The organism is Methanoregula sp. (assembly GCF_052325125.1).
Classification (GTDB): domain Archaea; phylum Halobacteriota; class Methanomicrobia; order Methanomicrobiales; family Methanospirillaceae; genus Methanoregula.
Genome location: NZ_JBKQWO010000051.1, coordinates 20,948 through 40,095 on the forward strand (window position 1 = coordinate 20,948; position 19,148 = coordinate 40,095).

The following is a 19,148-nucleotide window of genomic DNA, read 5'->3' on the forward strand; positions in this document are numbered from 1 at the left end:
TAAGGAGAAAACCGGACCGGCCTCGCGAACATGCGGAGTCGACGGATCTGGTATTCTTCTGAAACCTCAAGGTGCGATCCGGCATTTTTATGATCTTTACCTGCAAGAGCAGTCTTGTTTGTCTAATCCGGTGGTGAGCTCCGCAGGTTCATGGCATTCCCGGCGCAAAACAAGCTGAGGATAATTGAAAGCCCGATGCGCCCCCGGCACATACGGTCTGATTTATTTCCTACGGGGGTATTTTTTCAATTTATATTTGTATAACCAATATTATGTCAATCCGGCAAATTGATCATCCTTTTATACCCCTTTATTTCCACTGGAGAAAATGACAAATATCGCCTTATTTTATTTATAAAACCCAGATTGCCGTTTCTTTTTAATAGTGATTTAATGCGGGATCGGCCAAAGATTAAACATATCCATGTGTATTTCCAGATTTGGGCGATTATATCCTATAAATCCTATAAATAATTTTGCGTTAAATAAACATAACAAAGAAGAACTGATCATATCAACCGGGACGGGTGAACCTTCCTCTGCTCGTAGTGGCTGTGACGGGGAGTGCCGGTGAAAGTGATAAGGGGGAATTCGTGATGAGAAGCCCCCCCTTTCGATCAGGAGGTACGTGGGCATCTGCCGTTATGTGCAGGGATGGACGATGATAACGTTTGCGGAACGGTATCTGCGCACTGGTGATCCCCCATCCAAACATTAACAAAAATGCCCGACACAGGTTCTTTTACCGGAATGCGTTTACGATGAAATATCCCTTCCTCATATCTATCCCTCACGGTGGCGTTGAGATCCCCGCCGAGGTTGCCGGCCGGTTCGCTCTTTTAGAACAGGAGATCGACTGGTACTGCGATCCCGCGACCCGTACATTGTTTGATTTTGGCGGGTCCGTTGAAGCAACGATCGATACACCCGTATCCCGGATGGTCATCGATCTCAACCGCCCGCCGCTGCCACTCCCGCCCAGAGACCCGGATGGCGTGATCAAGGTACGGACCGTTGATGGCCGGCAGGTATACCTGCCCGGGCAACTACCAGACCTGCCCCTCATCCACCGCCTGATGATGAAATGGTATTTTCCCTATCACCAGCGCATCGACGAGCTCATCGACCGGTATCCCGTGGAAATAGCCTTTGACTGCCATTCGATGCTGCCCTATGGATCGGCAGAACAGAATGATGCCGGAAAACCCCGCCCCCTGATCTGCCTGGGAAACTATGGCGACGAAAACGGCCGGGCAAAGCCCGGAAGCCTCGCAACGTGCCCGGCGGACTGGATTACCCGTCTTGGAGATGCGTTCAGGGAAGAGTTTGGCGGGACCGGCGATGTTGCAATCAACACACCGTTTTCCGGGGGATTTATCTCGAACGCCCATTACTGGCGTAAAGGCATTCCGTGGATCCAGATCGAGGTAAACCGGGCGCTCTATGAGCCTCAGGATACTCCGGTTCATCAGCGGGAGATGACAGAAGAACAGATACCTGCATTGCGCAATAAAATCTGGTCTGTCCTGACCCGGTTCTGGGACGGGATTGCCGTCGAAATGTCAAGGGAAGATCATCAGTGATCCCCCCCCTCCCTGGTAGTGGCGCTTCCGTCCCGGCCAACCTATGCGCCGGGGAGGTAACTGACCAGCGTGTCCATGAACTGTTCCATTGTCTCACGGGAAATCGCAGGACTTCCATAGCCGATTGTGAGCGTGAGCTGGTCCCTGAATGTGGTTACCCCCAGCGCAATACCCGGGGGATCGATGACGATCCCGGCAACGAATGCATGTATCACAGGAATATCCTGCGAGAATGCCACGACCTCTTCCGGGATAATACCGATGTTTCCGAGGAACGGGGGGTTGGCGTGACGGGTATCATTTGTTGTTTTCATTTTCTGCACCCGTTCGCAGATGCGTGTGAACCCTGTATACCCAAATGATTGCAGATCAACAGCAGATGCAATGCCCGGGTTGTTGGCCATATGTTCCTGCATGGCATCGCGTGCACACGCGATCATTTCTTCCAGTGACTGCGAGCCGGGTTTCATATGGATCGCGAAAGCGACTGACTGGTTGCAGATCATATCTTTTTGCGAGAGGGACAGGGGATCATTGAGATATCTTCTGAGATCAATGGATACCATAATTGGCACCGGGCGGCCCGGTGGCGGCCCGATCGTCCTGCAGAGTGCCAGGAAATATGCCGCAAGCAGGACGTCGTTTACCGTTGCTTCCTGGAGGTTACCAGCGCGTTTTACCGCGTCGAGGCTGGATGCCGGAAGCGTCCGCAGGGCAAAGTCGCGTGTGCCGCCACCCCCGGATCCAACGGGGAACGCCCACCCTGCCGGAGGATCTTCCGGTGCAGGCCAATCGCAGATGCGTGCAGACTCCGGGAACGGTGAAAGCACCGCCGCCAGGGAACGATCCATTGTTTCTGCCTGAGGGACAGTGCTGTAGCCAGAACTCCGGTAGCACTCTGCGAGAAATCGGGTACAGGCAAGTAACCCTCGTGCATCCATTGCCGCATGATGCACCGTTATACAGAGGGTATCATTGCCACTGGTCCGAATCAGGTGGATGCAGAGCTGCGGGCCGGTAGCCGGGTTTACGGGTAGAGCAAGAACCGCGGGGAGATCCCGGCAGGGATCTGCGGAGTGATGGATCAGGACAAGCGCATCATGGCCAGTCCCGTTCAGGTGCTCCCAGTACGGTGCGCCGCATTCGACAAACCGTGAGCCAAGTACCGGCACTGCGGTGAGCACCGTCGCAGTGGCCGTACGAAGACGCTCCTCATCGAGCAGTCCCTTGAATGCGATCACCATATGCATGGATTGATCACCGACAGTCTGGAGAGCATAATTGAACTGATCCATAGGAGGTGCCGGAATGCAGCCGGGTGGATAGGTATTCATATGAGGGATCATTTGTGGGTGGATATATGGGCAAAAATACTATGAAAATGCGCTCCCATTGGATCCTGGGTGCCCGGCATCAGCATTGGTTCAGAGATCTCGTCGTCCCAGTTGAAATGTATGCCGGTACGTGTATTTTTTTCTCTCTCTTTTTAACAAACCGGTCCGGGTGATGGCCATATTCCTTGTTTTATAAAAATCCGGGGGCTATCCATTGAAATTCACGAAAAAAACCTGAAATTTGCGTGCATGAGGATATAATATTAAATGGGATCAGGTGAGAACAATCGTTAATGATTTCCCTGCTCTATGTCGATGACGAGCCGGCACTGCTTGATCTGTGCCGGCGTTTTCTTGAGCAGGAAGGTGACATTTCAGTCATTACCGTAGCTTCGGCGGGCGAAGCGCTCGCCCTCCTGGCATCGGGGAAGTTTGATGCCATCATATCTGACTACCAGATGCCCGACATTGACGGTATCGCGTTTCTCCGCACGGTACGCCTGCAGCTCCCCGAAATGCCGTTTATCCTGTTCACCGGCCGGGGGCGCGAAGAAGTCGTCATCGAGGCAATTAACAGCGGTGCGGATTCCTATGTCCAGAAAGGAGGCGATCCACGCGCCCAGTTCAAGGAGCTTTCTCACCTGATCAGGCAGATCGTGCGGCGGAGAAAAGCCGAAAATGAACTACGGCTGATGAAATTTTCTGTCGATCATGCCTCTGAAGGCATCATCTGGATGCGGGCGAACGGTGATATTACCTATTACAACGATGCCATCTGCACGATGCTCGGTTACAGCCCGCAGGAATTCTCCCGTCTCTCTGTCACGGATATCAGGCCCGGGCTATCCCGTTTCTCTTTTGCCAAGAGATGGAGCAGGTTGGAGGCCGGCCGGAAATGTGCCACGATAGATGAGGTTCTCATAAAAAAAGATGGTTCTTTTCTTTCGGTTGAACTGGTTCTCAACTACAACGAACTGGGTTCGGAATCCCTGATATTTGCGTTCGTCCGTGATGTCAGCGAACGGCGGCGTTCCGAAGGTGAACTGAAAAAAGCATTCAGCCAGCTGATGCTGACTGAAGATGGGCTGCGTCAGCAGTTTGAAGAGCTCAAAAAGAGCGATTACGCCATATGCGAGATACGGCAGCGGTACCAGATGCTATCAGAGGAGACCGAAAACTGGATCTGGGAAAGTACTCCTAATGGCAGGTTCACCAGCTCAAGCGCGCAGGTGCAGGATATCCTCGGGTACAGTCCGGTTGAACTGGTGGGAAAAACATTTACGGATTTTCTGGCGCCTTGTGATGTAGTTCGGGCCATGTCCGGGCTCACCGAAGCCTTGGCAAAAAAAGAAGCCTTCCATTCTCTGTTGCTGTGCGCGATGCACCGCAACGGCCGCGAAGTGGAACTTGAGATCACCGGTAACCCGGTTTTTTCCCGGGATGGGACTTTTTCCGGGTTCTATGGGATTGCGCGGGATGTTACCTGCGAAAATCCGCATGAGGCAACACATCCTGCCTGCGTACCCGGGTACGGCTCCCTGCTGGAACAGGCCGGCGATGCGATCTTTGTTATTGACGTTCAGACAGGCATGATCTTGGATGCAAACCAGAAAGCCCTCGCGCTGGTGAACCGGACGCTCCCTGAGATCCTGTCGATGCGGGAATCCGCCCTCCACCCGGGGGGTGAAGAATTGTTTGATACCGAACTGTTCCGGCAGCACAACCGGGAAGATTCGGCGGTCTTTGAGGGAGTCGTCGTTGACCGGGACCGGAACCGTATCCCGGTGGTTGTGAGCACAAAGATGCTTATGGTCGGTGATACGCAGATCCGGATCGGGATATATCATGACATATCGGATCTCCGGGCTATTCAGGAAACCCTCAAGGAGAAGTCCGGGGAGCTCGACCGGTTTTTCACAACCGGTCCCGATCTTCTTTGCATCATTGATGCCGCAGGCAGGTTTTTAAGGCTCAACCCGGCCGGGGAAGTCCTGCTTGGCTGCCGGATCCGTGAACGGGAAGCCCGTTCACTTTTTGAGATTGTGCACCCTGATGATCTTGCAGCCACCCGCACCATCTTTCAGCATAAGGGCCGGGGAGGAAAGGCAGTATCGTTTATCAACCGTGTCCTGCTTCCGGATGGATCCTGCAGGTGGCTCGAATGGCGTGCATTCATGTCAGGCAGAAAACAGATCTATGCGGTTGCACGGGATATGACCGAACAAAAAAAGGTGGAGCAGGCCCTCGCGGAGGCAACCCGCAAACTCAACCTGCTTACCGATCTTACCCGCCACGACATCAGAAACAAACTGACTGTACTCACGGGATATCTCAATCTCTTCCGGAACTGCCCGGCCGAACCCTATTTTTCGATGTATACCGAAAAGATCAACGAAACTGTTGCCGCTATATCAGCACAGGTGGAATTTACCCGGGTCTACCGCAATCTCGGGACTTCGGCCCCGGGCTGGTATAATGTAGGCAGGCTGTTTCGCAGGGTCTGCAGCCAGCTGGACGTGCCACCTGAAATAGTATCTTCGCGTCAGGCCGGATGGGAGATCTTTAGCATTCCGCTCATAGAACGGGTCTTTTATACGCTGGTTGATAATGCCTGCCGATACGGCACAATACTTACGGAAATCCGGTGCAGTGCAGAGAAAATATCCGACGGTCTTGTGATCATTATCGAGGATAATGGGGTCGGCATCGCGCAGGAGCACAAGGAACGGATATTCGAGAAAGGATTCGGGAAGTCATCCGGCCATAGCCACAGTCTCTTCCTGGCCCGCGAGATCCTTTCCATTACGGGCATTACGATCCGTGAAACCGGCCGGGCGGGAAAGGGTGCACGTTTTGAGATGCAGGTGCCCAAAGGAATGTACCGGGTCTTTGTGCCCGCCCCGGACCAGCACGGAGAACCGGTGTCAGCCCCAGACTTTATCACCCTCACGCACCATAACCACACATCATGATCCGTGAAACGCCGCAGGATTTCCTGGATATTCTCAAATCCTATGTCCCCGACCTGCAGAAGCCGGCCGGGGCGGCCCGGCAGGAGTTCTCGGAATTTCTTGCAGAATTCCAGGCCGATGAACGCCCGGAAGTCGAACCGGTAGCGATCCGGGATGACCTGCGGGGAGTGTGGTGCTCGGTACCCGAGGCGGTACCGGATCGGACCCTCCTCTTTTTCCACGGGGGTGATTTCTCTGTCGGGTCAACCGCGGACCACCTGGGATTCTGTGCAGAGCTCGCACGGGCCTCGCAGTCCCGGGTCTTCTCGGTTGATTACCGGTTGGCGCCGGAACATCCCTTCCCGGCACCGGTGGAGGATACAGTTGCCGCGTACCGTTACCTTGCCAGTCATGGCTACCCGCCGCACCGGATAATTCCGGTTGGCATATCCGCGGGGGGTACGCTCGTCCTTGACCTCCTGCTTTCGCTTCGCGATCAGCACCTGCTGATGCCCCCGGCAGCCATCTGCATGTCGCCAATAGTAGACCTGGCCTTTGGCGGGGAATCGGTTATTTCAAACCGGGCCAGCGACTGGCTCAGCGCGACCCGTCTTATTGCTATCCGTACCCGGTATCTCACCGGGAGAGAACCCGACGATCCGTTCGCCTCACCGGTTCATGCAAACCTTTCAGGTCTCCCCCGTCTCTATATCCAGGCAGGATCAGGCGAACTCATGTATGATGATATTTCTGCATTTGCAAAGAAGGCAAAATGGGCAGGGGTGCAGGTCAGGTTTGAGATCTGGGAGGGGATGTTCCACTTCTGGCAGATCTTTGGCAGGCAGGTGCCCGAAGCCCGTGATGCGGTTGCCCGTGCAGGTACCTTCGTACGGGAAACATTTGGACGGTAATGTGGGCCGGGTCAGGAATTTTTTCCCGGTGCTGTGGCAAAAAGAGTCCTTGGCCTCCGTTTTTCCGGGCACGTCATTTGTTACTCCTGCGCGCAATGACCGCTCTGGGATTATTACCGGTTTTTTTGTGCATCTTCTTTCGCCGGTGAACCCATTCGGCCAATCAGGGCCAAAAAAACATTCATCCCCTGGGAATGCCAACACAGAACTATGTTCGAACGGATTATGCGTAGTTTCGGGCTGGTAAAGGCGAGCTGGCGGATCCTGATGGATGACAAAAAACTCCTTGCATTCCCCATCATGTCCGGTATCGTCACCCTGCTTGTGATTGCGACCTTTGTCTTACCCCTTAATGGTATGGACTTGTTTACCACAAACAGTGTGACCGGCATTGTTCTCTTGTTCCTGTTCTATCTGGTCAGCTACTTTGTCGTGATCTTCTTTAACGTGGGACTTATCAGCTGCGTACATGCAAAGCTGAATGGAAAGGATATGACCGTCGGGGAAGGGCTCTCTGCTGCCAGCCGCCATATCGGGTCCATCGTTGCCTGGGCAATTATTGCTGCGACAGTCGGCCTTATCCTGCACATGATAGAGGACCGGGCCGGGTTCCTGGGCCAGATTGCCGCTGCGGTTGTCGGTGGGGTCTGGAGCCTGATTACCCTGTTTGTCGTGCCGGTGCTTGCGTTTGAGGATAAGAACGTCTTTTCCGCGATGAAAGAATCGCTGGAGCTCTTTAAGAAGACCTGGGGAGAGAGCGTTGTCGGAACGATCTCGATCACCCTTATCTTTACCGCGATCGGTGCCGTCGGGCTGCTCCTTGCCATTGGCACCCTCTTTACCAGTAACGGTACGCTCATTCTCGTCGCATTCTCACTCTTAATCGTCCTTGTAGCAATCCTGGCAATTCTCGCCTCTGCCATGCAGGGAATCTTCACGGTGGCATTGTACACCTATGCAAAGACCGGCTCGGCACCGGGCATCTTTGCCCCCGGTCTTGTCGAAGGTGCATTCACCCCCGTAAACCGGCAGAACTTTGGCCCGGGCAACATCTGAACAGATAATTTACTTTTTTCTTCGTGTTTATTCGGTTGACTACCACACTACCGGCATTTGTGATATAGCGTAACAATCATCCTTTCATTCATGGCAGAATCTCAAAAAAATAGAGTGTTTTGTCCGGAACTTGGTAATAACAACCATTTTCCCTCTATCTTTACATAAACGGTGATGATGAGCACTCCGGGTCCATGGCGGAAGATGACGGTCAGGGCCAAGATCCTCATTGTCTTTCTGTCGTTATCCATGGTGGCGCTTGGTATCGTCGGGTACGCGGCGTTCTCGACCATGAGCGACATGGGTGCATATGCCCTTACCAGCAGCGGCCAGCTGGGCGACCGTGCGGTTTCTGAAAGTACGACCGCCCTTGAGGCAAATGCCGAAGCCTCCCTCTTACAGCTTGCAACCGACCAGGCGGATATCAGCAACGTGGTCTTTCTCCAGGTGGATAGTGAGATGGATACGCTTGCCGGGTATGCGGCTTCGGTGCAGGCCCGATCCGGCGCTGTGTCCCCGCGCCCGCTCTACTCTCAGTCTGAACGCCCTCCTGATCCAAACGCGTCATCAGTATACATCCTCGCACCCGGAGTCACCCAAATTGATGTTCAGGACGAACTTTTCTCCCTTTCCTCCCTGGATGATGTAATGCGCCCGATGCTCCAGTCTGATCCCCGTATCACACAGGTATATGTTGGCACGGGAAGCGGAATCCTGTACGTTTATCCCTGGGTTACGGGGATATCGTCTTCGTACGACCCCCGCAGCCGGGACTGGTACGTCCGCGCTACCAGGGCCGGCACCCTGTCGTGGTCCGCTCCGTATATTGATGCATCCGGCAAGGGGCTCATGGTTACCTGTTCCCGGCCGGTCCCGGGGGGCAGTAACAATATGACCTGGGTTGCCGCTGCCGATGTCACCCTTTCGACCATCAATACCCAGATCATCAGCACGCAGATCGGGGACCAGGGGTACGCGTTCCTCATCGACAACCAGGGCAACGTGGTTGCGCGCCCCGGTATCACCTCTGGTGAGAAGGGATGGGACGAGTCTTTTGAGACGGAGAACCTCCTGTTAAGCAACAATTCTGCTCTTGCAGCCGTCGCCCGGGATATGGTTGCCGGAAAAAGCGGGACTGCCCGGGTGCCGTTTGGCGACGGCGAAAAATATGTCGCCTATGCACCCCTGAAAAGTGTCAACTGGAGTGTTGGCATTGTCGTGCCGGTTGATGAGGTGATCGCGCCGGCCGAGAATACCCGGGCTCAGATCGTAAATGCCACCGGTGAGACCGGGATGCATTTGAACCAGGAAATGGATACGGCAAAAAGCCTCTTTATTGCCCTTTTTATTCTGCTTTTCATTCTGGTGACCGTGCTCTCTTTCCTCTTTGCACAGGTAATCACCCGCCCTGTTGCCGAGCTCAGGCGCGGCTCTGAGGCGATCGGGGCGGGCGATCTCGGGTACCGGGTGCAGATCTCCACCGGCGACGAATTTGAGGACCTTGCACATTCCTTTAATACCATGGCCGCCGATCTCAAGGATCACATCGACGAACTCCAGCGGACGACCGCCGAGAAAGAGCGGTATGCAAGGGAACTCGAAATTGCAAAAGGAATACAGCAGAGCTTCCTTCCCGATACTACGCCAAGAATACCCGGTGTCGAGATTGCTGCAAAAAATGTTCCCGCGCTGGAGGTGGGTGGCGATTTCTACGATTTCATACCTCTCGGGAAAGATCATTGGGGGCTTGTGATCGCTGACGTCTCCGGCAAGGGAGTACCGGCAGCGCTCTTTATGGCACTCTCGCGCACGCTGATCCGGGCGAGCACCCTTGCAAATGCAGATCCGGCTGCAGCAATCGGACATGCAAACCAGTTGATCTGCGAGGACTCAAAGACAAGCATGTTTGTCACCCTCTTCTATGCGATTCTCGATTCGGGGGCGATGACGCTTGACTACGTGAACGCGGGGCACAACCCGCCTCTGCTCCTGAAGGGCACCTCGTCGGATGTCGTTCTTCTCAAGGCAAAAGGCATCGCTCTTGGGGTGACCGATGAAGTCGATCTCCAGTCAGTCCGTGTCGATCTGCGGCCCGGTGACGTACTCGTACTCTATACCGACGGGGTAACCGAAGCAATCAATGACCACGAAGAAGAGTTTGGCGAACAGAGGCTTCTTTCCGTGATCACGGAGAACCGCGCCTTTACCGCCGATGAGATCCTGGCAAAAATTCTTTCTGCAATTACCGCCTTTGCGGGTGACCGGCCGCAGCACGACGACATCACCCTCATGGTGCTCCGCGCAGTGGAGAGGTGATCCCCCTTACAGCGTTTCCGTGCCTCTGCATAAGTGTCGACGACGCACCGGTGTTTAACCGGCAGGGGATATTGGCGTAACCTGTAAACAAGTTTTACCTACGAGAGGGATTTCTTCGGTTTGAGAATGTATTTTTCGAAATGCCCATCGGTATAAACCATGACGCTGATCGGTTCTCCCTTCCTGTATTTCCGCATACGGTCATCGTAGATTTTCTGGACGTGCCGGAGCCGGTGCCGGGTAAACCAGTCATGCACGCATTCCAGAAATGCAATCTGGTGAGCAAGGAACGCATGCTCATATTCCATCGTTTCACGGGCAATGGCAAGGCACTCATCATTCGTGATCTCCACGTTGTACTCCCCATGACGGTCAAGGCCGGATATCTGCCGCCAGTCCACATTTCCCTCAGCATCGGGTTCGCGGTGGAGCATATAGGGATAGATACGGCAGATGGCAAACCGCCGGTCATAGATCCGGCACCTGCCGTTTTCAAGAAACCAGCACGACCCCTCGGCATCGTTTTTTACCTTCAGTGCATAGCCGGAGACATAAAATATGCCATTCTGGTCGCAGAACTCGGGATCTGGGGCCGGTTCGAGAGTATCGGGTTCGATCGCCCGTACTGCAGCCACGTCCCGGTCGAGCAGGAAGACATGGCCGTTGAATGCCCGGGTACAGCACTTCGAGCAGGCCGTGCACCGGAACCCGACGTCCTTTATAATACCTGCGAGACGGTCTGTGGGATAATCAAAAAGGGCGTGCTTTTCCCGGGTGAGGGCGGCGATGCGGTACGGGATTGGGATGAGGGAAATGATAACCACCAGTGTGTACGAATGGGTAGGGTGGCGGGGAATATTGTTGTTGTGCCAGCCTTCTCCTTTTACCGTTGCAGGCTTTGATTCAAGTGCTGATTACCCGGTCGCATAAAACCGGAACAACCCTCCCCCGGGATCAAATCCTGTCAGATTTTTTCTTGAGAGTAACACGGGGCAATGAGTATGCGTTCATATTCATCCAGAAACAGCTATAAAAATGTGGCTCCTTCTATTATATTCCTCATTCGGGGCCTCATTATCCCGGAATTCTGCAGCTCTCTGGGAGAGGAATAAAGAAGACGGCAGAACCCGAATAAAGACCTTTATGGAAATAGGACAGGTCTCGCGTGAATAAAATATTTCCCGGCACCGAAAATTTTTCCGGTAAAAATTTTTTCCCGCAATTTCAGATTACGGTACGGAGCAGAGCGATGTTTTTTTCCAGTTTTGCGAGGATTTTTTTACCTGCCTCGTTCGTTGGTGCCTTTATTTCTGCACTGGAATTTTTGCCAAGCCCGTATTTCACAAAAATTTCGCCATCAGTACTGACATAAATATTATTGAGGATCTGCTGATCGCGCAGCCGGTCAAAATCCGTAATCCCTTTCTGGGACATAATCTCACGCATTCGTTTGACTTTTCCTCGTTCATATGCGCTCAGATTCCGTGAGCCTTTGGGTCGTCCTCTTGGCATATACAAAAAGTTTTGCTTGAATCTATATATATGAATAGGGTTCCCGGAGGGGCGTACGGCCATACAGCGCACAAAATTTGAGTAAAAATCCGGGTTTTTTAGTATAAATCTACCGACTCTCCACAAGGAATTTCTTAAAAAAACAAAAAATTAACGATTTTTGTCCGGATTATTGGAGTAAAAAAGATATGCGCGGGAGCCATTAAAAAATAAAATCGGGGCGCCCTCATGAACCGACCATGATAGGAGTCGGCTTTTCAGGAGCCTTCTTCTGCACCGGTGGTTTTTGGAGCGAGGCAGGATGCTCGGGATCTTTCGGGATCTCTTCATGATGCCCCGAGAGGATCCTGTTCTGGTGCGCAAGTGCGGAAAGAATCTTCCGGCTCACCTCAAGGTTCTCCCGGGTGAGTGCTGCCATATCACTCATGATCTTTGTCTGATCGGTGATCAGTGCCTGGATCTCGCGCGAGGCTGCTGAACCTGTTTCTGCCTGCGGAAGGGTCAGCTGCCGCTTCTTTGCAAATTCGCTCCGACGTTTCCAGACCTTGCTGATACTGTCGAGGCCTTTCTTTGTATCCGGGAATACCCTGAGGTACTGCTCGTAAAATTCGTGACTGTCCCTGCATTTGAGGACGAGGTCGATCTCTGCCTCCTCGACTACCTGGTATTTGCGGCCTTGAGGTTTCTGCATAACTATACCTTCCTAAGTCTACCATGCGGGAAAAAAGAATTGTGGTTCATGCCCCTGTGGATGACCCCTGTATAACGGCGATGAATCCGGCGTAAGGCAAACAGAGCCTGCTGTCTCCTGTAAAAAATCGCGGAAGCGAGGAGTAACTGCGGTGATGTATGAGCACCTGCTCAAGAGCGGCACAGGGAGTGCACGAACTGCACCTCCATTGTCCGCGAGGACCGGGATCGGACTCTACGGGGCAGTGCAGCTGCCATGAATAAGTGTATTTCGGTTTCAAGGTCGTACCGGTTATTTTCACCCTGCCCGCCGATCTGAATAAAAGGCGGGCACGTTATGTCTCCTTATGGCGTTTGAAGAGATCCTCATATATATCGTCATCGGGCTGGTGGCCGGGTTTTTGCTTGGCTGGTCTTTTGTGAAAGCGCAGATTACCGCCATCGATCTGCGCTACCGGGCGGAACTCGGGCGGTGGAAAGCAGAGGCTGCCGAGGAGATCCGCAAAGATTCGGTCAACCGGTCCCGCTCGACTTTGAAAGGGAAGATTGCCGAACAGATGGCACCCCTGCTCCCCTCATTCAGGTACCTTCCTGCCGATGCCCGGTTTATCGGGTCGCCGGTTGATTATATTATTTTCGATGGCCTTTCGGCGGTTGCCGATGAGAAAGGCTCCGCCATCAGGATCGTGTTCATGGATGTGAAGCATGGCAGTGCCACACTTACCCGGACCCAGCGGGTGATAAAAAAAGCCGTGGAGGAAGGATCTGTCGCATGGCAAACCTTACACCTCACGGATGGTTAACCGGAAGGGCTGATGCAGAATCATGGTGCAGGGCAGAGGTTAAATATCCTGCCCTCGGCCGGGGAGATCTCAAGTCTGGGTGGAACGGTGCCCGGTACGTGATGCAGCAGTATTGCTGACGTTATCCCGTCTGCAAAAAATGATTAGCTGTAGGACCGGAAGGGGACATACTTGTCGACAATCTTGACCCTGTCTCCCTGCGGGGTTATTACCCAGACTTCAGCCCGGTCGTTGTTACCTGTTGTGCCCGGCAGACTGACGGTCTGGCCGATGGACATAGGCTGCGTAAAGTTGCCGATCTCCACGGTACCATCTGAGCGGGTGAGCATGACGTCGATTTCAGGGATTAAATTCATTCCCATGCCGCCATTGAAAGTGTAAATAACCTGCGGGTTGATCGCCTGGCCGTTGCTCTGGACCTGAACACTGACAGCCCAGTTGCTTTGCAGTGTGTCTGTGGGGCCCGGCGTGGCAGGTACAAAAGTAGTCGGTACTGCAGTGGCCGCCGTAGTTGCCGGAACTTCCGTAGTTGGTTCTGTCGTAGGAGCAGGAGTTGCCTGCTGGGCTGCGGGTTGTGTACAACCGGCAACGAGAAGCAGGAGGATCAGGAATGCGATACCGCCAAAGATAAATTTCATATTCATACTGGAGATTTCGATCTGCGAGATATTGAGGATTGTGTGTGGCAGGCGGTCTTACTCCCGCCTGCCCTGCGCCGGTTCGATCCCGGTGGGCTGGCCCCGGATCGTGCGCTCCTTCATGATCGTGTAGACCTCTTCTGCACAGTCACGGGGGACTTCGACAAAAGAGTAGGTATCGAGGATACGTATCGCACCTATGGATTTTCCGGGGATGCCTGTCTCACCGGCAATGGCACCCACAATGTCCTTTGGGGCAACGTTATGGTCGCGGCCAAGTCCTAAAAAGAACCTTACCATGCCGGCCTCAGCCCCGGTGTCGCCGAAATCTGTTGGCACAGCGCGTTCCTTATGGGCGTCCGTGCCCTGCTCCATGCGCATTTTCAGGAGGGCGGCGGCAATCTCGAGCGTGGTGAGATCCCCTTCACTCTCCTGCTCGACCATACGGGCGTACGGTTCGATGCCGCCCTGCTTGATCGATTCGCGCACCTCTTCGAGAATTGTCTTGGTCTTTGACTCGACCACGTCGTTTGCGGTCGGGAGGGGTTTTCTTGGGATCTGGACTTTTATGTATTTCTGGATCTCGCGGATTTTGGTGAAGTCCCTGGGGGTGACAAGGGTGATGGCCCGCCCGCTCTTCCCTGCCCGTCCTGTCCTGCCGATCCGGTGGACATAGTACTCGACATCCTGAGGGACATCGTAGTTGATCACCATATCCACATCCTCCACGTCTATCCCGCGTGCCGCCACGTCAGTTGCGATCAGGATATCAATGGAGCCTTTCCGGAATCCTCCCATGACCCGGTCACGCTGGGACTGTTTCATGTCGCCATGAAGTTCCTCGGCACGATAGCCCCGTGCCCGCACACGGCCGGCGAGGTCTTCTGCACCCCGTTTTGTGTTGCAGAAGATGATGGCAAGCTGAGGGTCGATAACATCAATCACCCGGCAGAGAGACTCGAGCTTGTCCCGGTCCTTCACCTCGATATAGGACTGCTCGATGGCGGGAACGGTGAGTTCCTGGTACTCGACCCGGACAAACTCGGGCTTGTTCTGGAACCGCTTTGAAATCTCTATGATCGGCTGGGGCATCGTTGCGGAGAAGAGAAGCGTCTGTCTCTTCTGGGGCACGCGTTTCAGGATACGTTCGATATCGTCCCGGAAGCCCATATCGAGCATCTGGTCGGCCTCGTCGAGTACCACCATTGAGACATTGTCAAGCGAGAGGGTGCGGCGCTTGAGGTGGTCCATCACGCGCCCTGGAGTGCCGATCACGATGTGGACCCCGTGTGCGAGGGCCTTAAGCTGGCGTTCGATAGGTTGGCCGCCATAGACCGGGAGGACGGAAATTTTTGGGAGGTGGGAGAGAAGCTGGGAAAATTCCTCGGCGATCTGGATGGCGAGCTCCCGGGTCGGGCACAGGACGATGGCCTGAACGACCCGCTGCGATGCGTCGATGTTTTCGATGACGGGGATGCCAAATGCTGAGGTCTTGCCGGTGCCGGTCTGTGCCTGTGCGGTCACGTCCCGGCCGGCCTGTATCAGGGGAATGGCGAGCGCCTGGATGGGGGTGGGCTCTTCAAAGCCCATAGTTTCGATGGCTTTCGCGATCTCTTTTGAGAGCGAGAGATCGGAAAACTGCAACCTTGAGTTCATATCGCACGACTATTTGGCGCGCGTGCTCATAAGATAATACCCCAGTAACCGGCACAACGAGGCCCTCCTCCTCACCTCGTACCATATTCCTGTCCCATTGGATAAGCCCTTAATCCCGATGTCCCCGGGATCTGACATAATTATGTACGTGGTGATGCCATAGTGAATTATTACCGGAGAAAAAGACCATGAAAGTCATCGCATTCAACGGCAGCGCGCGCAAGGACGGGAATACTGCGATCCTTGTTCGGGCAGTGTTTAAGGAACTCGAAAAAGCGGGGATCAGGACCGAACTTGTACAACTCTCGGGAAAGAAAGTGCAGGGATGCACCGCATGCATGAAATGCAGGGAGAATCTGGACCGCCGGTGCGTGATTGACGATTTTGCGAACGAGTGTATCGCAAAGATGGATGAGGCGGACGGGATAATCCTTGCCTCGCCAACCTATTTCTCTGATGTGAGCGCTGAAATGAAAGCCCTGATCGAACGGTCGGGTTTTGTTGCCATGGGTAATGACAGCATGTTCCGGCACAAAGTCGGGGCTGCGGTCGTGGCAGTCCGCAGGGGTGGTGCGATTCACACGTTCGATACGATTAATCACTTCTTCTTCATCAACCAGATGGTGGTCCCGGGCTCATCCTACTGGAACGTGGGGATCGGGCTCGCACCGGGCGACGTGGAAAAAGACGATGAAGGGCTCAACACCATGAAAGTGCTGGGCGAGAACATGGCATGGGTCATGAAGAAACTGAAGAAATAATCTTTTTAGGGGATCTTAAGTTCAGGAATATACCTCACACCTCTACCGTCATCCCGTCCTCTGACACGATGAGCCCCGGGAACTCTTTTTCAAATTGCGCCTTCAACGCCCGGCGCTCTTCAATGGTCTTGTACACCTCCGCCCCGAAATGCATCAGCGCGAGGCGCTTTGCCTTTGCGGCCTTTGCGATGCGGATCGCTTCCTCCGGGTTGAGGTGCGGCCAGCCGGGGCTCTTCTGCCCGGGCTTTAAGCCGCACTCGGTGATAAGGAGGTCGGCGCCGTGTGCGAGCGTGATCGCGTTGTCGCAGAATCCTGTATCCGTGCAGTAGGTGATCACCTTCCCATCAAGCTCGAAACGGAAGCCACGGCAGGGAACGGGATGGACGAGCGGCAGGCACGTGACCCTGAACGGCAGCTCGTGAAGCCCGTCCGCAAGTTCGGTTACGGTTACCGCGAAGGGGACTTGTTCAAGCGGCACCGTATAGGGCTCCCGGACAAGGCCTGCAAGATCCGCCGTGGTGCCAACCTGTCCGCAGATGGAGAGGCCCTTCCTGAACCTGAACTTCACCAGCGTGTGGAGCCCTTCGGTATGATCGAGGTGGAAATGGCTGATGAACAGAAAGACCGGTTTATCCTGCGAGATGTAGCGGTCGGCCTTTGCGATACCGTTTCCCGCGTCAAGGATGATATCATAATCCCGTGAAGAGATCAGCGCCGAGACCGTGTTTCCCGTAGGGGAATCGTACCAGCCGTTTGTCCCAAGGAAGGTGACCTGCATACCCGGAGATTGGCATTCTTTGCTCATCAAGGTGCAGGTACCGGTTATGCGGCACAAAGGAGGTGCAGGATTTTTATGGAGCCGGGTCAATGAAGGCAGTACAATTCATGGATCGGATGCGTGAATTATGAAAAACGTTCTCTCTCTTTGCCTGTGTGCTGCCCTCCTCTTCCTTTTTGCCTGTGCGATCCCGGCCGGTGCGGTTGTCCTTCAGGCAACCATCAAAGGTACCGTGTCAGATGTATCGCTTGCGAATAATACCCTGACCCTGTCAGATCCTCAGCAGTACGGCTGCGATTACGGGTCAGGCACATCTGCTCCGGTCTGTTCGTGGACGCCGCTGAACACCTCTACGCTCACCGGCACCGTTCCCGATCCAGCTGCGTTTTCCGTGTTTGCCCAACATGATCAGGCCGTCGCGGTGAGCCTTGGCGGGACCGGCGGCACCTGGATCGCGCTTGCAAAACTGTACGGTTCTGGCGCCAGCGCAGAGTATGCGACCGATGAAATCGGTGATATCGGGAGCCTTCCCACCGCACTTATCGGGGATTATGCAGTATCTGCGATGACCATCCCGAACTGTTCTGCCTGCACCGGGACATCCTGCATGGCCACGTATTCGAATGCGACCATTACCAGTGGCAAAATGATTGTCGCGCAACAGGTCCTCGCTCCCGGGGAGTCGCTCTTTTTTAACGGCAGGAACGATGCATCGAGTGTTAATGTCACCTTTGTAAACGGTGAAGCCTTATCGGATTCGTGCCCCGGTTACTCCGGTCTTATCGGTGGGGTCCAGCCTGTCTCCGATTATATCGTCCATGTGGTCCCCCCGATTGGCAGTAACGCGGCAGCGACCGGGGCCACACCGTCATATGCGCTCACGACAACATCTGCTCCCGTCACAACGACCCAGAAATCCGCCCTGCCGTTTTCAGCTCTCTGTATCCTCGGCCTCGGTATAGCAGTCCTTGTTGCACACCGGCGCAGGAACTAACCTTTTTGTCTCGCCCGGCACGATCACAACTTCCATGTACCGGTGCGCCGCAATGCTGATCTGATACAGATGATTTCCGTACTGGATGGTGGCCGCCCATGGCAGAGGTAAGAGTTGGCGTGCATGTCTCGATCGCCGGTTCTCTCGATCTCGCAGTCGACCGGGCCAGGGATGCCGGCTGCGACGTCTTCCAGATGTTTTCCCGCAATCCCCGGGGGTGGGGTTTCAAGCCCCTGGCCGATGCTGACTGCACCCTTTTCCGGCAGAAAATCGCAACGACCGGCCTTCTTCCGGTCGACCACATGCCCTATCTTCCCAATCTTGCGTCCCCCAGATCCGAGATCTGGGAGAAGTCTGTCCAGACTCTCCAGACAGAGCTTGACCGGTGCGGGCGGCTTGGCATACCCTATCTTGTCACCCACCTCGGCCATCACCTCGGGGACGGGATCGCGGGGGGCAGGGCCCGGGTGATAAAAGCGGTGAACATGGCGCTCGAAGCGTCCGATAACAATGTGATGCTGCTGCTTGAAAACACTGCAGGGGAGAAGAACAGTGTGGGCAGCAGTTTCGAGCACATACGCGCAATCATCGATGGAATAGAAAAACCCGGCCGTATTGGTATCTGCTTCGATACATGCCATGCGTTTGCTGCCGGTTATGAGCTGCGCACCGGGGCCGGCCTTGCCGCCACGCTTGCACAACTGGATGAGACCGTTGGTATCAATCGGTTGAAGGTGGTTCATGCCAACGACACCAAGGGAGATCTCGGGAGCGGCCTTGACCGTCACGAGCATATCGGCATAGGGTTTATCGGGGAGGACGGCTTCCGGCGTATCCTCCACCACCCGGCATTTGCCCGCCTGCCGCTGATCTGCGAAACGCCGGTGGATGACCGGAGGGATGACCGGGGCAACATCCAGGCCGTGCGGGACCTTGCCCGGTAATTTTTTTAGTATCGCCGGATTCGGATAGAATGCTCTTCACTCACCGGTTGTTCGTAATACGCCGGTGAATACGTCCGCTCCTCTACAACTCCTGCGGAATCCTCGAGGTTTTTGGTTATCGCAAGGCAGTCGGCACCGTGCGCTCCGGTTACTTTAACCTGTATTCTGCCTTCCTTATCGATCGTTATTTCAATTTCCTGCATTTCCATATTTTTCCTCCT

General features: G+C 54.4%; 17 protein-coding genes. 9 read left to right on the top strand and 8 right to left on the bottom strand.

Annotated features, from left to right (window positions below; all coding sequences use genetic code 11):
* The first annotated feature begins 761 nt into the window (after nt 1-761).
* Nucleotides 762-1,583 (top strand): N-formylglutamate amidohydrolase, encoded by an 822-nt coding sequence (locus tag ACLQMU_RS11340; protein ID WP_422148931.1) that lies wholly within the window; start codon nt 762-764, stop codon nt 1,581-1,583.
* Between the two features lie 41 nt (nt 1,584-1,624).
* On the opposite strand, the gene ACLQMU_RS11345 is transcribed toward ACLQMU_RS11340, so the two are convergent.
* Complete coding sequence (locus ACLQMU_RS11345) at nt 1,625-2,878, bottom strand: hypothetical protein (protein WP_422148932.1); 1,254 nt, start codon at nt 2,876-2,878, stop codon at nt 1,625-1,627.
* 332 nt (nt 2,879-3,210) lie between these two features.
* Here ACLQMU_RS11345 and ACLQMU_RS11350 point away from each other — a divergent pair, with 332 nt between their 5' ends.
* From ACLQMU_RS11350 to ACLQMU_RS11365, 4 genes are all read left to right on the top strand, one after another.
* On the top strand, nt 3,211-5,889 hold the full coding sequence (locus ACLQMU_RS11350) for a PAS domain S-box protein (protein ID WP_443673708.1): 2,679 nt from the start codon (nt 3,211-3,213) through the stop codon (nt 5,887-5,889).
* Nucleotides 5,886-6,779 (top strand): alpha/beta hydrolase, encoded by an 894-nt coding sequence (locus ACLQMU_RS11355; protein WP_422148934.1) that lies wholly within the window; start codon nt 5,886-5,888, stop codon nt 6,777-6,779. The genes ACLQMU_RS11350 and ACLQMU_RS11355 overlap by 4 nt, the downstream gene beginning before the upstream one ends.
* A gap of 210 nt (nt 6,780-6,989) precedes the next feature.
* Nucleotides 6,990-7,835, top strand: a complete 846-nt coding sequence (locus ACLQMU_RS11360) for a DUF6159 family protein (RefSeq protein ID WP_422148935.1) — start codon at nt 6,990-6,992, stop codon at nt 7,833-7,835.
* A 174-nt stretch (nt 7,836-8,009) separates the two neighbouring features.
* The gene (locus ACLQMU_RS11365; RefSeq protein ID WP_422148936.1) at nt 8,010-10,151 is read left to right on the top strand and encodes a SpoIIE family protein phosphatase; all 2,142 of its coding nucleotides are present in this window, start codon (nt 8,010-8,012) and stop codon (nt 10,149-10,151) included.
* Nucleotides 10,152-10,249: 98 nt separating this feature from the next.
* Here ACLQMU_RS11365 and ACLQMU_RS11370 read toward each other — a convergent pair whose 3' ends face one another.
* From ACLQMU_RS11370 to ACLQMU_RS11380, 3 genes are all read right to left on the bottom strand, one after another.
* Complete coding sequence (locus tag ACLQMU_RS11370) at nt 10,250-10,975, bottom strand: YkgJ family cysteine cluster protein (protein WP_422148937.1); 726 nt, start codon at nt 10,973-10,975, stop codon at nt 10,250-10,252.
* A gap of 400 nt (nt 10,976-11,375) precedes the next feature.
* Entirely contained in the window at nt 11,376-11,597 is a 222-nt protein-coding gene (locus tag ACLQMU_RS11375; protein WP_424039019.1) for a hypothetical protein, read from the bottom strand.
* A gap of 292 nt (nt 11,598-11,889) precedes the next feature.
* Nucleotides 11,890-12,354, bottom strand: a complete 465-nt coding sequence (locus ACLQMU_RS11380) for a hypothetical protein (protein WP_422148912.1) — start codon at nt 12,352-12,354, stop codon at nt 11,890-11,892.
* A 346-nt stretch (nt 12,355-12,700) separates the two neighbouring features.
* Here ACLQMU_RS11380 and ACLQMU_RS11385 point away from each other — a divergent pair, with 346 nt between their 5' ends.
* Nucleotides 12,701-13,156: a Holliday junction resolvase-like protein gene (locus ACLQMU_RS11385; protein WP_422148913.1), complete on the top strand. Its 456-nt coding sequence runs from the start codon at nt 12,701-12,703 to the stop codon at nt 13,154-13,156.
* A gap of 143 nt (nt 13,157-13,299) precedes the next feature.
* Here the strand turns inward: ACLQMU_RS11385 and ACLQMU_RS11390 are convergent, their stop codons facing one another.
* Together ACLQMU_RS11390 and ACLQMU_RS11395 are read right to left on the bottom strand one after the other, a co-directional pair.
* Nucleotides 13,300-13,800 carry a hypothetical protein gene (locus ACLQMU_RS11390; RefSeq protein WP_422148914.1) on the bottom strand — a complete coding sequence of 167 codons (501 nt, stop codon included), beginning with the start codon at nt 13,798-13,800 and terminating at the stop codon, nt 13,300-13,302.
* A 51-nt stretch (nt 13,801-13,851) separates the two neighbouring features.
* Entirely contained in the window at nt 13,852-15,450 is a 1,599-nt protein-coding gene (locus ACLQMU_RS11395; protein ID WP_422148915.1) for a DEAD/DEAH box helicase, read from the bottom strand.
* A 188-nt stretch (nt 15,451-15,638) separates the two neighbouring features.
* Between ACLQMU_RS11395 and ACLQMU_RS11400 the strand changes: the two genes are divergently transcribed.
* Nucleotides 15,639-16,211 (top strand): flavodoxin family protein, encoded by a 573-nt coding sequence (locus ACLQMU_RS11400; RefSeq protein ID WP_422148916.1) that lies wholly within the window; start codon nt 15,639-15,641, stop codon nt 16,209-16,211.
* A 34-nt stretch (nt 16,212-16,245) separates the two neighbouring features.
* On the opposite strand, the gene ACLQMU_RS11405 is transcribed toward ACLQMU_RS11400, so the two are convergent.
* The gene (locus ACLQMU_RS11405; RefSeq protein WP_443673709.1) at nt 16,246-16,989 is read right to left on the bottom strand and encodes a ribonuclease Z; all 744 of its coding nucleotides are present in this window, start codon (nt 16,987-16,989) and stop codon (nt 16,246-16,248) included.
* Nucleotides 16,990-17,116: 127 nt separating this feature from the next.
* Here ACLQMU_RS11405 and ACLQMU_RS11410 point away from each other — a divergent pair, with 127 nt between their 5' ends.
* Entirely contained in the window at nt 17,117-17,983 is an 867-nt protein-coding gene (locus ACLQMU_RS11410) for a hypothetical protein (protein ID WP_424039023.1), read from the top strand.
* 98 nt (nt 17,984-18,081) lie between these two features.
* Nucleotides 18,082-18,927, top strand: a complete 846-nt coding sequence (locus ACLQMU_RS11415; protein ID WP_422148919.1) for a deoxyribonuclease IV — start codon at nt 18,082-18,084, stop codon at nt 18,925-18,927.
* A gap of 5 nt (nt 18,928-18,932) precedes the next feature.
* Here the strand turns inward: ACLQMU_RS11415 and ACLQMU_RS11420 are convergent, their stop codons facing one another.
* The gene (locus ACLQMU_RS11420) at nt 18,933-19,136 is read right to left on the bottom strand and encodes a DUF2997 domain-containing protein (RefSeq protein ID WP_422148920.1); all 204 of its coding nucleotides are present in this window, start codon (nt 19,134-19,136) and stop codon (nt 18,933-18,935) included.
* Nucleotides 19,137-19,148 lie beyond the last annotated feature (12 nt).

Excerpts from the sequence above, each read along its gene's own strand:
- ACLQMU_RS11340 (WP_422148931.1), top strand. The coding sequence starts at position 762 with ATGAAATATCCCTTCCTCATATCTATCCCTCACGGTGGCGTTGAGATC.
- ACLQMU_RS11345 (WP_422148932.1), bottom strand. The coding sequence starts at position 2,878 with ATGGATCAGTTCAATTATGCTCTCCAGACTGTCGGTGATCAATCCATG.
- ACLQMU_RS11350 (WP_443673708.1), top strand. The coding sequence starts at position 3,211 with ATGATTTCCCTGCTCTATGTCGATGACGAGCCGGCACTGCTTGATCTG.
- ACLQMU_RS11355 (WP_422148934.1), top strand. The coding sequence starts at position 5,886 with ATGATCCGTGAAACGCCGCAGGATTTCCTGGATATTCTCAAATCCTAT.
- ACLQMU_RS11360 (WP_422148935.1), top strand. The coding sequence starts at position 6,990 with ATGTTCGAACGGATTATGCGTAGTTTCGGGCTGGTAAAGGCGAGCTGG.
- ACLQMU_RS11365 (WP_422148936.1), top strand. The coding sequence starts at position 8,010 with ATGATGAGCACTCCGGGTCCATGGCGGAAGATGACGGTCAGGGCCAAG.
- ACLQMU_RS11375 (WP_424039019.1), bottom strand. The coding sequence starts at position 11,597 with ATGCGTGAGATTATGTCCCAGAAAGGGATTACGGATTTTGACCGGCTG.
- ACLQMU_RS11380 (WP_422148912.1), bottom strand. The coding sequence starts at position 12,354 with ATGCAGAAACCTCAAGGCCGCAAATACCAGGTAGTCGAGGAGGCAGAG.
- ACLQMU_RS11385 (WP_422148913.1), top strand. The coding sequence starts at position 12,701 with ATGGCGTTTGAAGAGATCCTCATATATATCGTCATCGGGCTGGTGGCC.
- ACLQMU_RS11390 (WP_422148914.1), bottom strand. The coding sequence starts at position 13,800 with ATGAATATGAAATTTATCTTTGGCGGTATCGCATTCCTGATCCTCCTG.
- ACLQMU_RS11395 (WP_422148915.1), bottom strand. The coding sequence starts at position 15,450 with ATGAACTCAAGGTTGCAGTTTTCCGATCTCTCGCTCTCAAAAGAGATC.
- ACLQMU_RS11400 (WP_422148916.1), top strand. The coding sequence starts at position 15,639 with ATGAAAGTCATCGCATTCAACGGCAGCGCGCGCAAGGACGGGAATACT.
- ACLQMU_RS11405 (WP_443673709.1), bottom strand. The coding sequence starts at position 16,989 with ATGCAGGTCACCTTCCTTGGGACAAACGGCTGGTACGATTCCCCTACG.
- ACLQMU_RS11410 (WP_424039023.1), top strand. The coding sequence starts at position 17,117 with ATGAAAAACGTTCTCTCTCTTTGCCTGTGTGCTGCCCTCCTCTTCCTT.
- ACLQMU_RS11415 (WP_422148919.1), top strand. The coding sequence starts at position 18,082 with ATGGCAGAGGTAAGAGTTGGCGTGCATGTCTCGATCGCCGGTTCTCTC.
- ACLQMU_RS11420 (WP_422148920.1), bottom strand. The coding sequence starts at position 19,136 with ATGGAAATGCAGGAAATTGAAATAACGATCGATAAGGAAGGCAGAATA.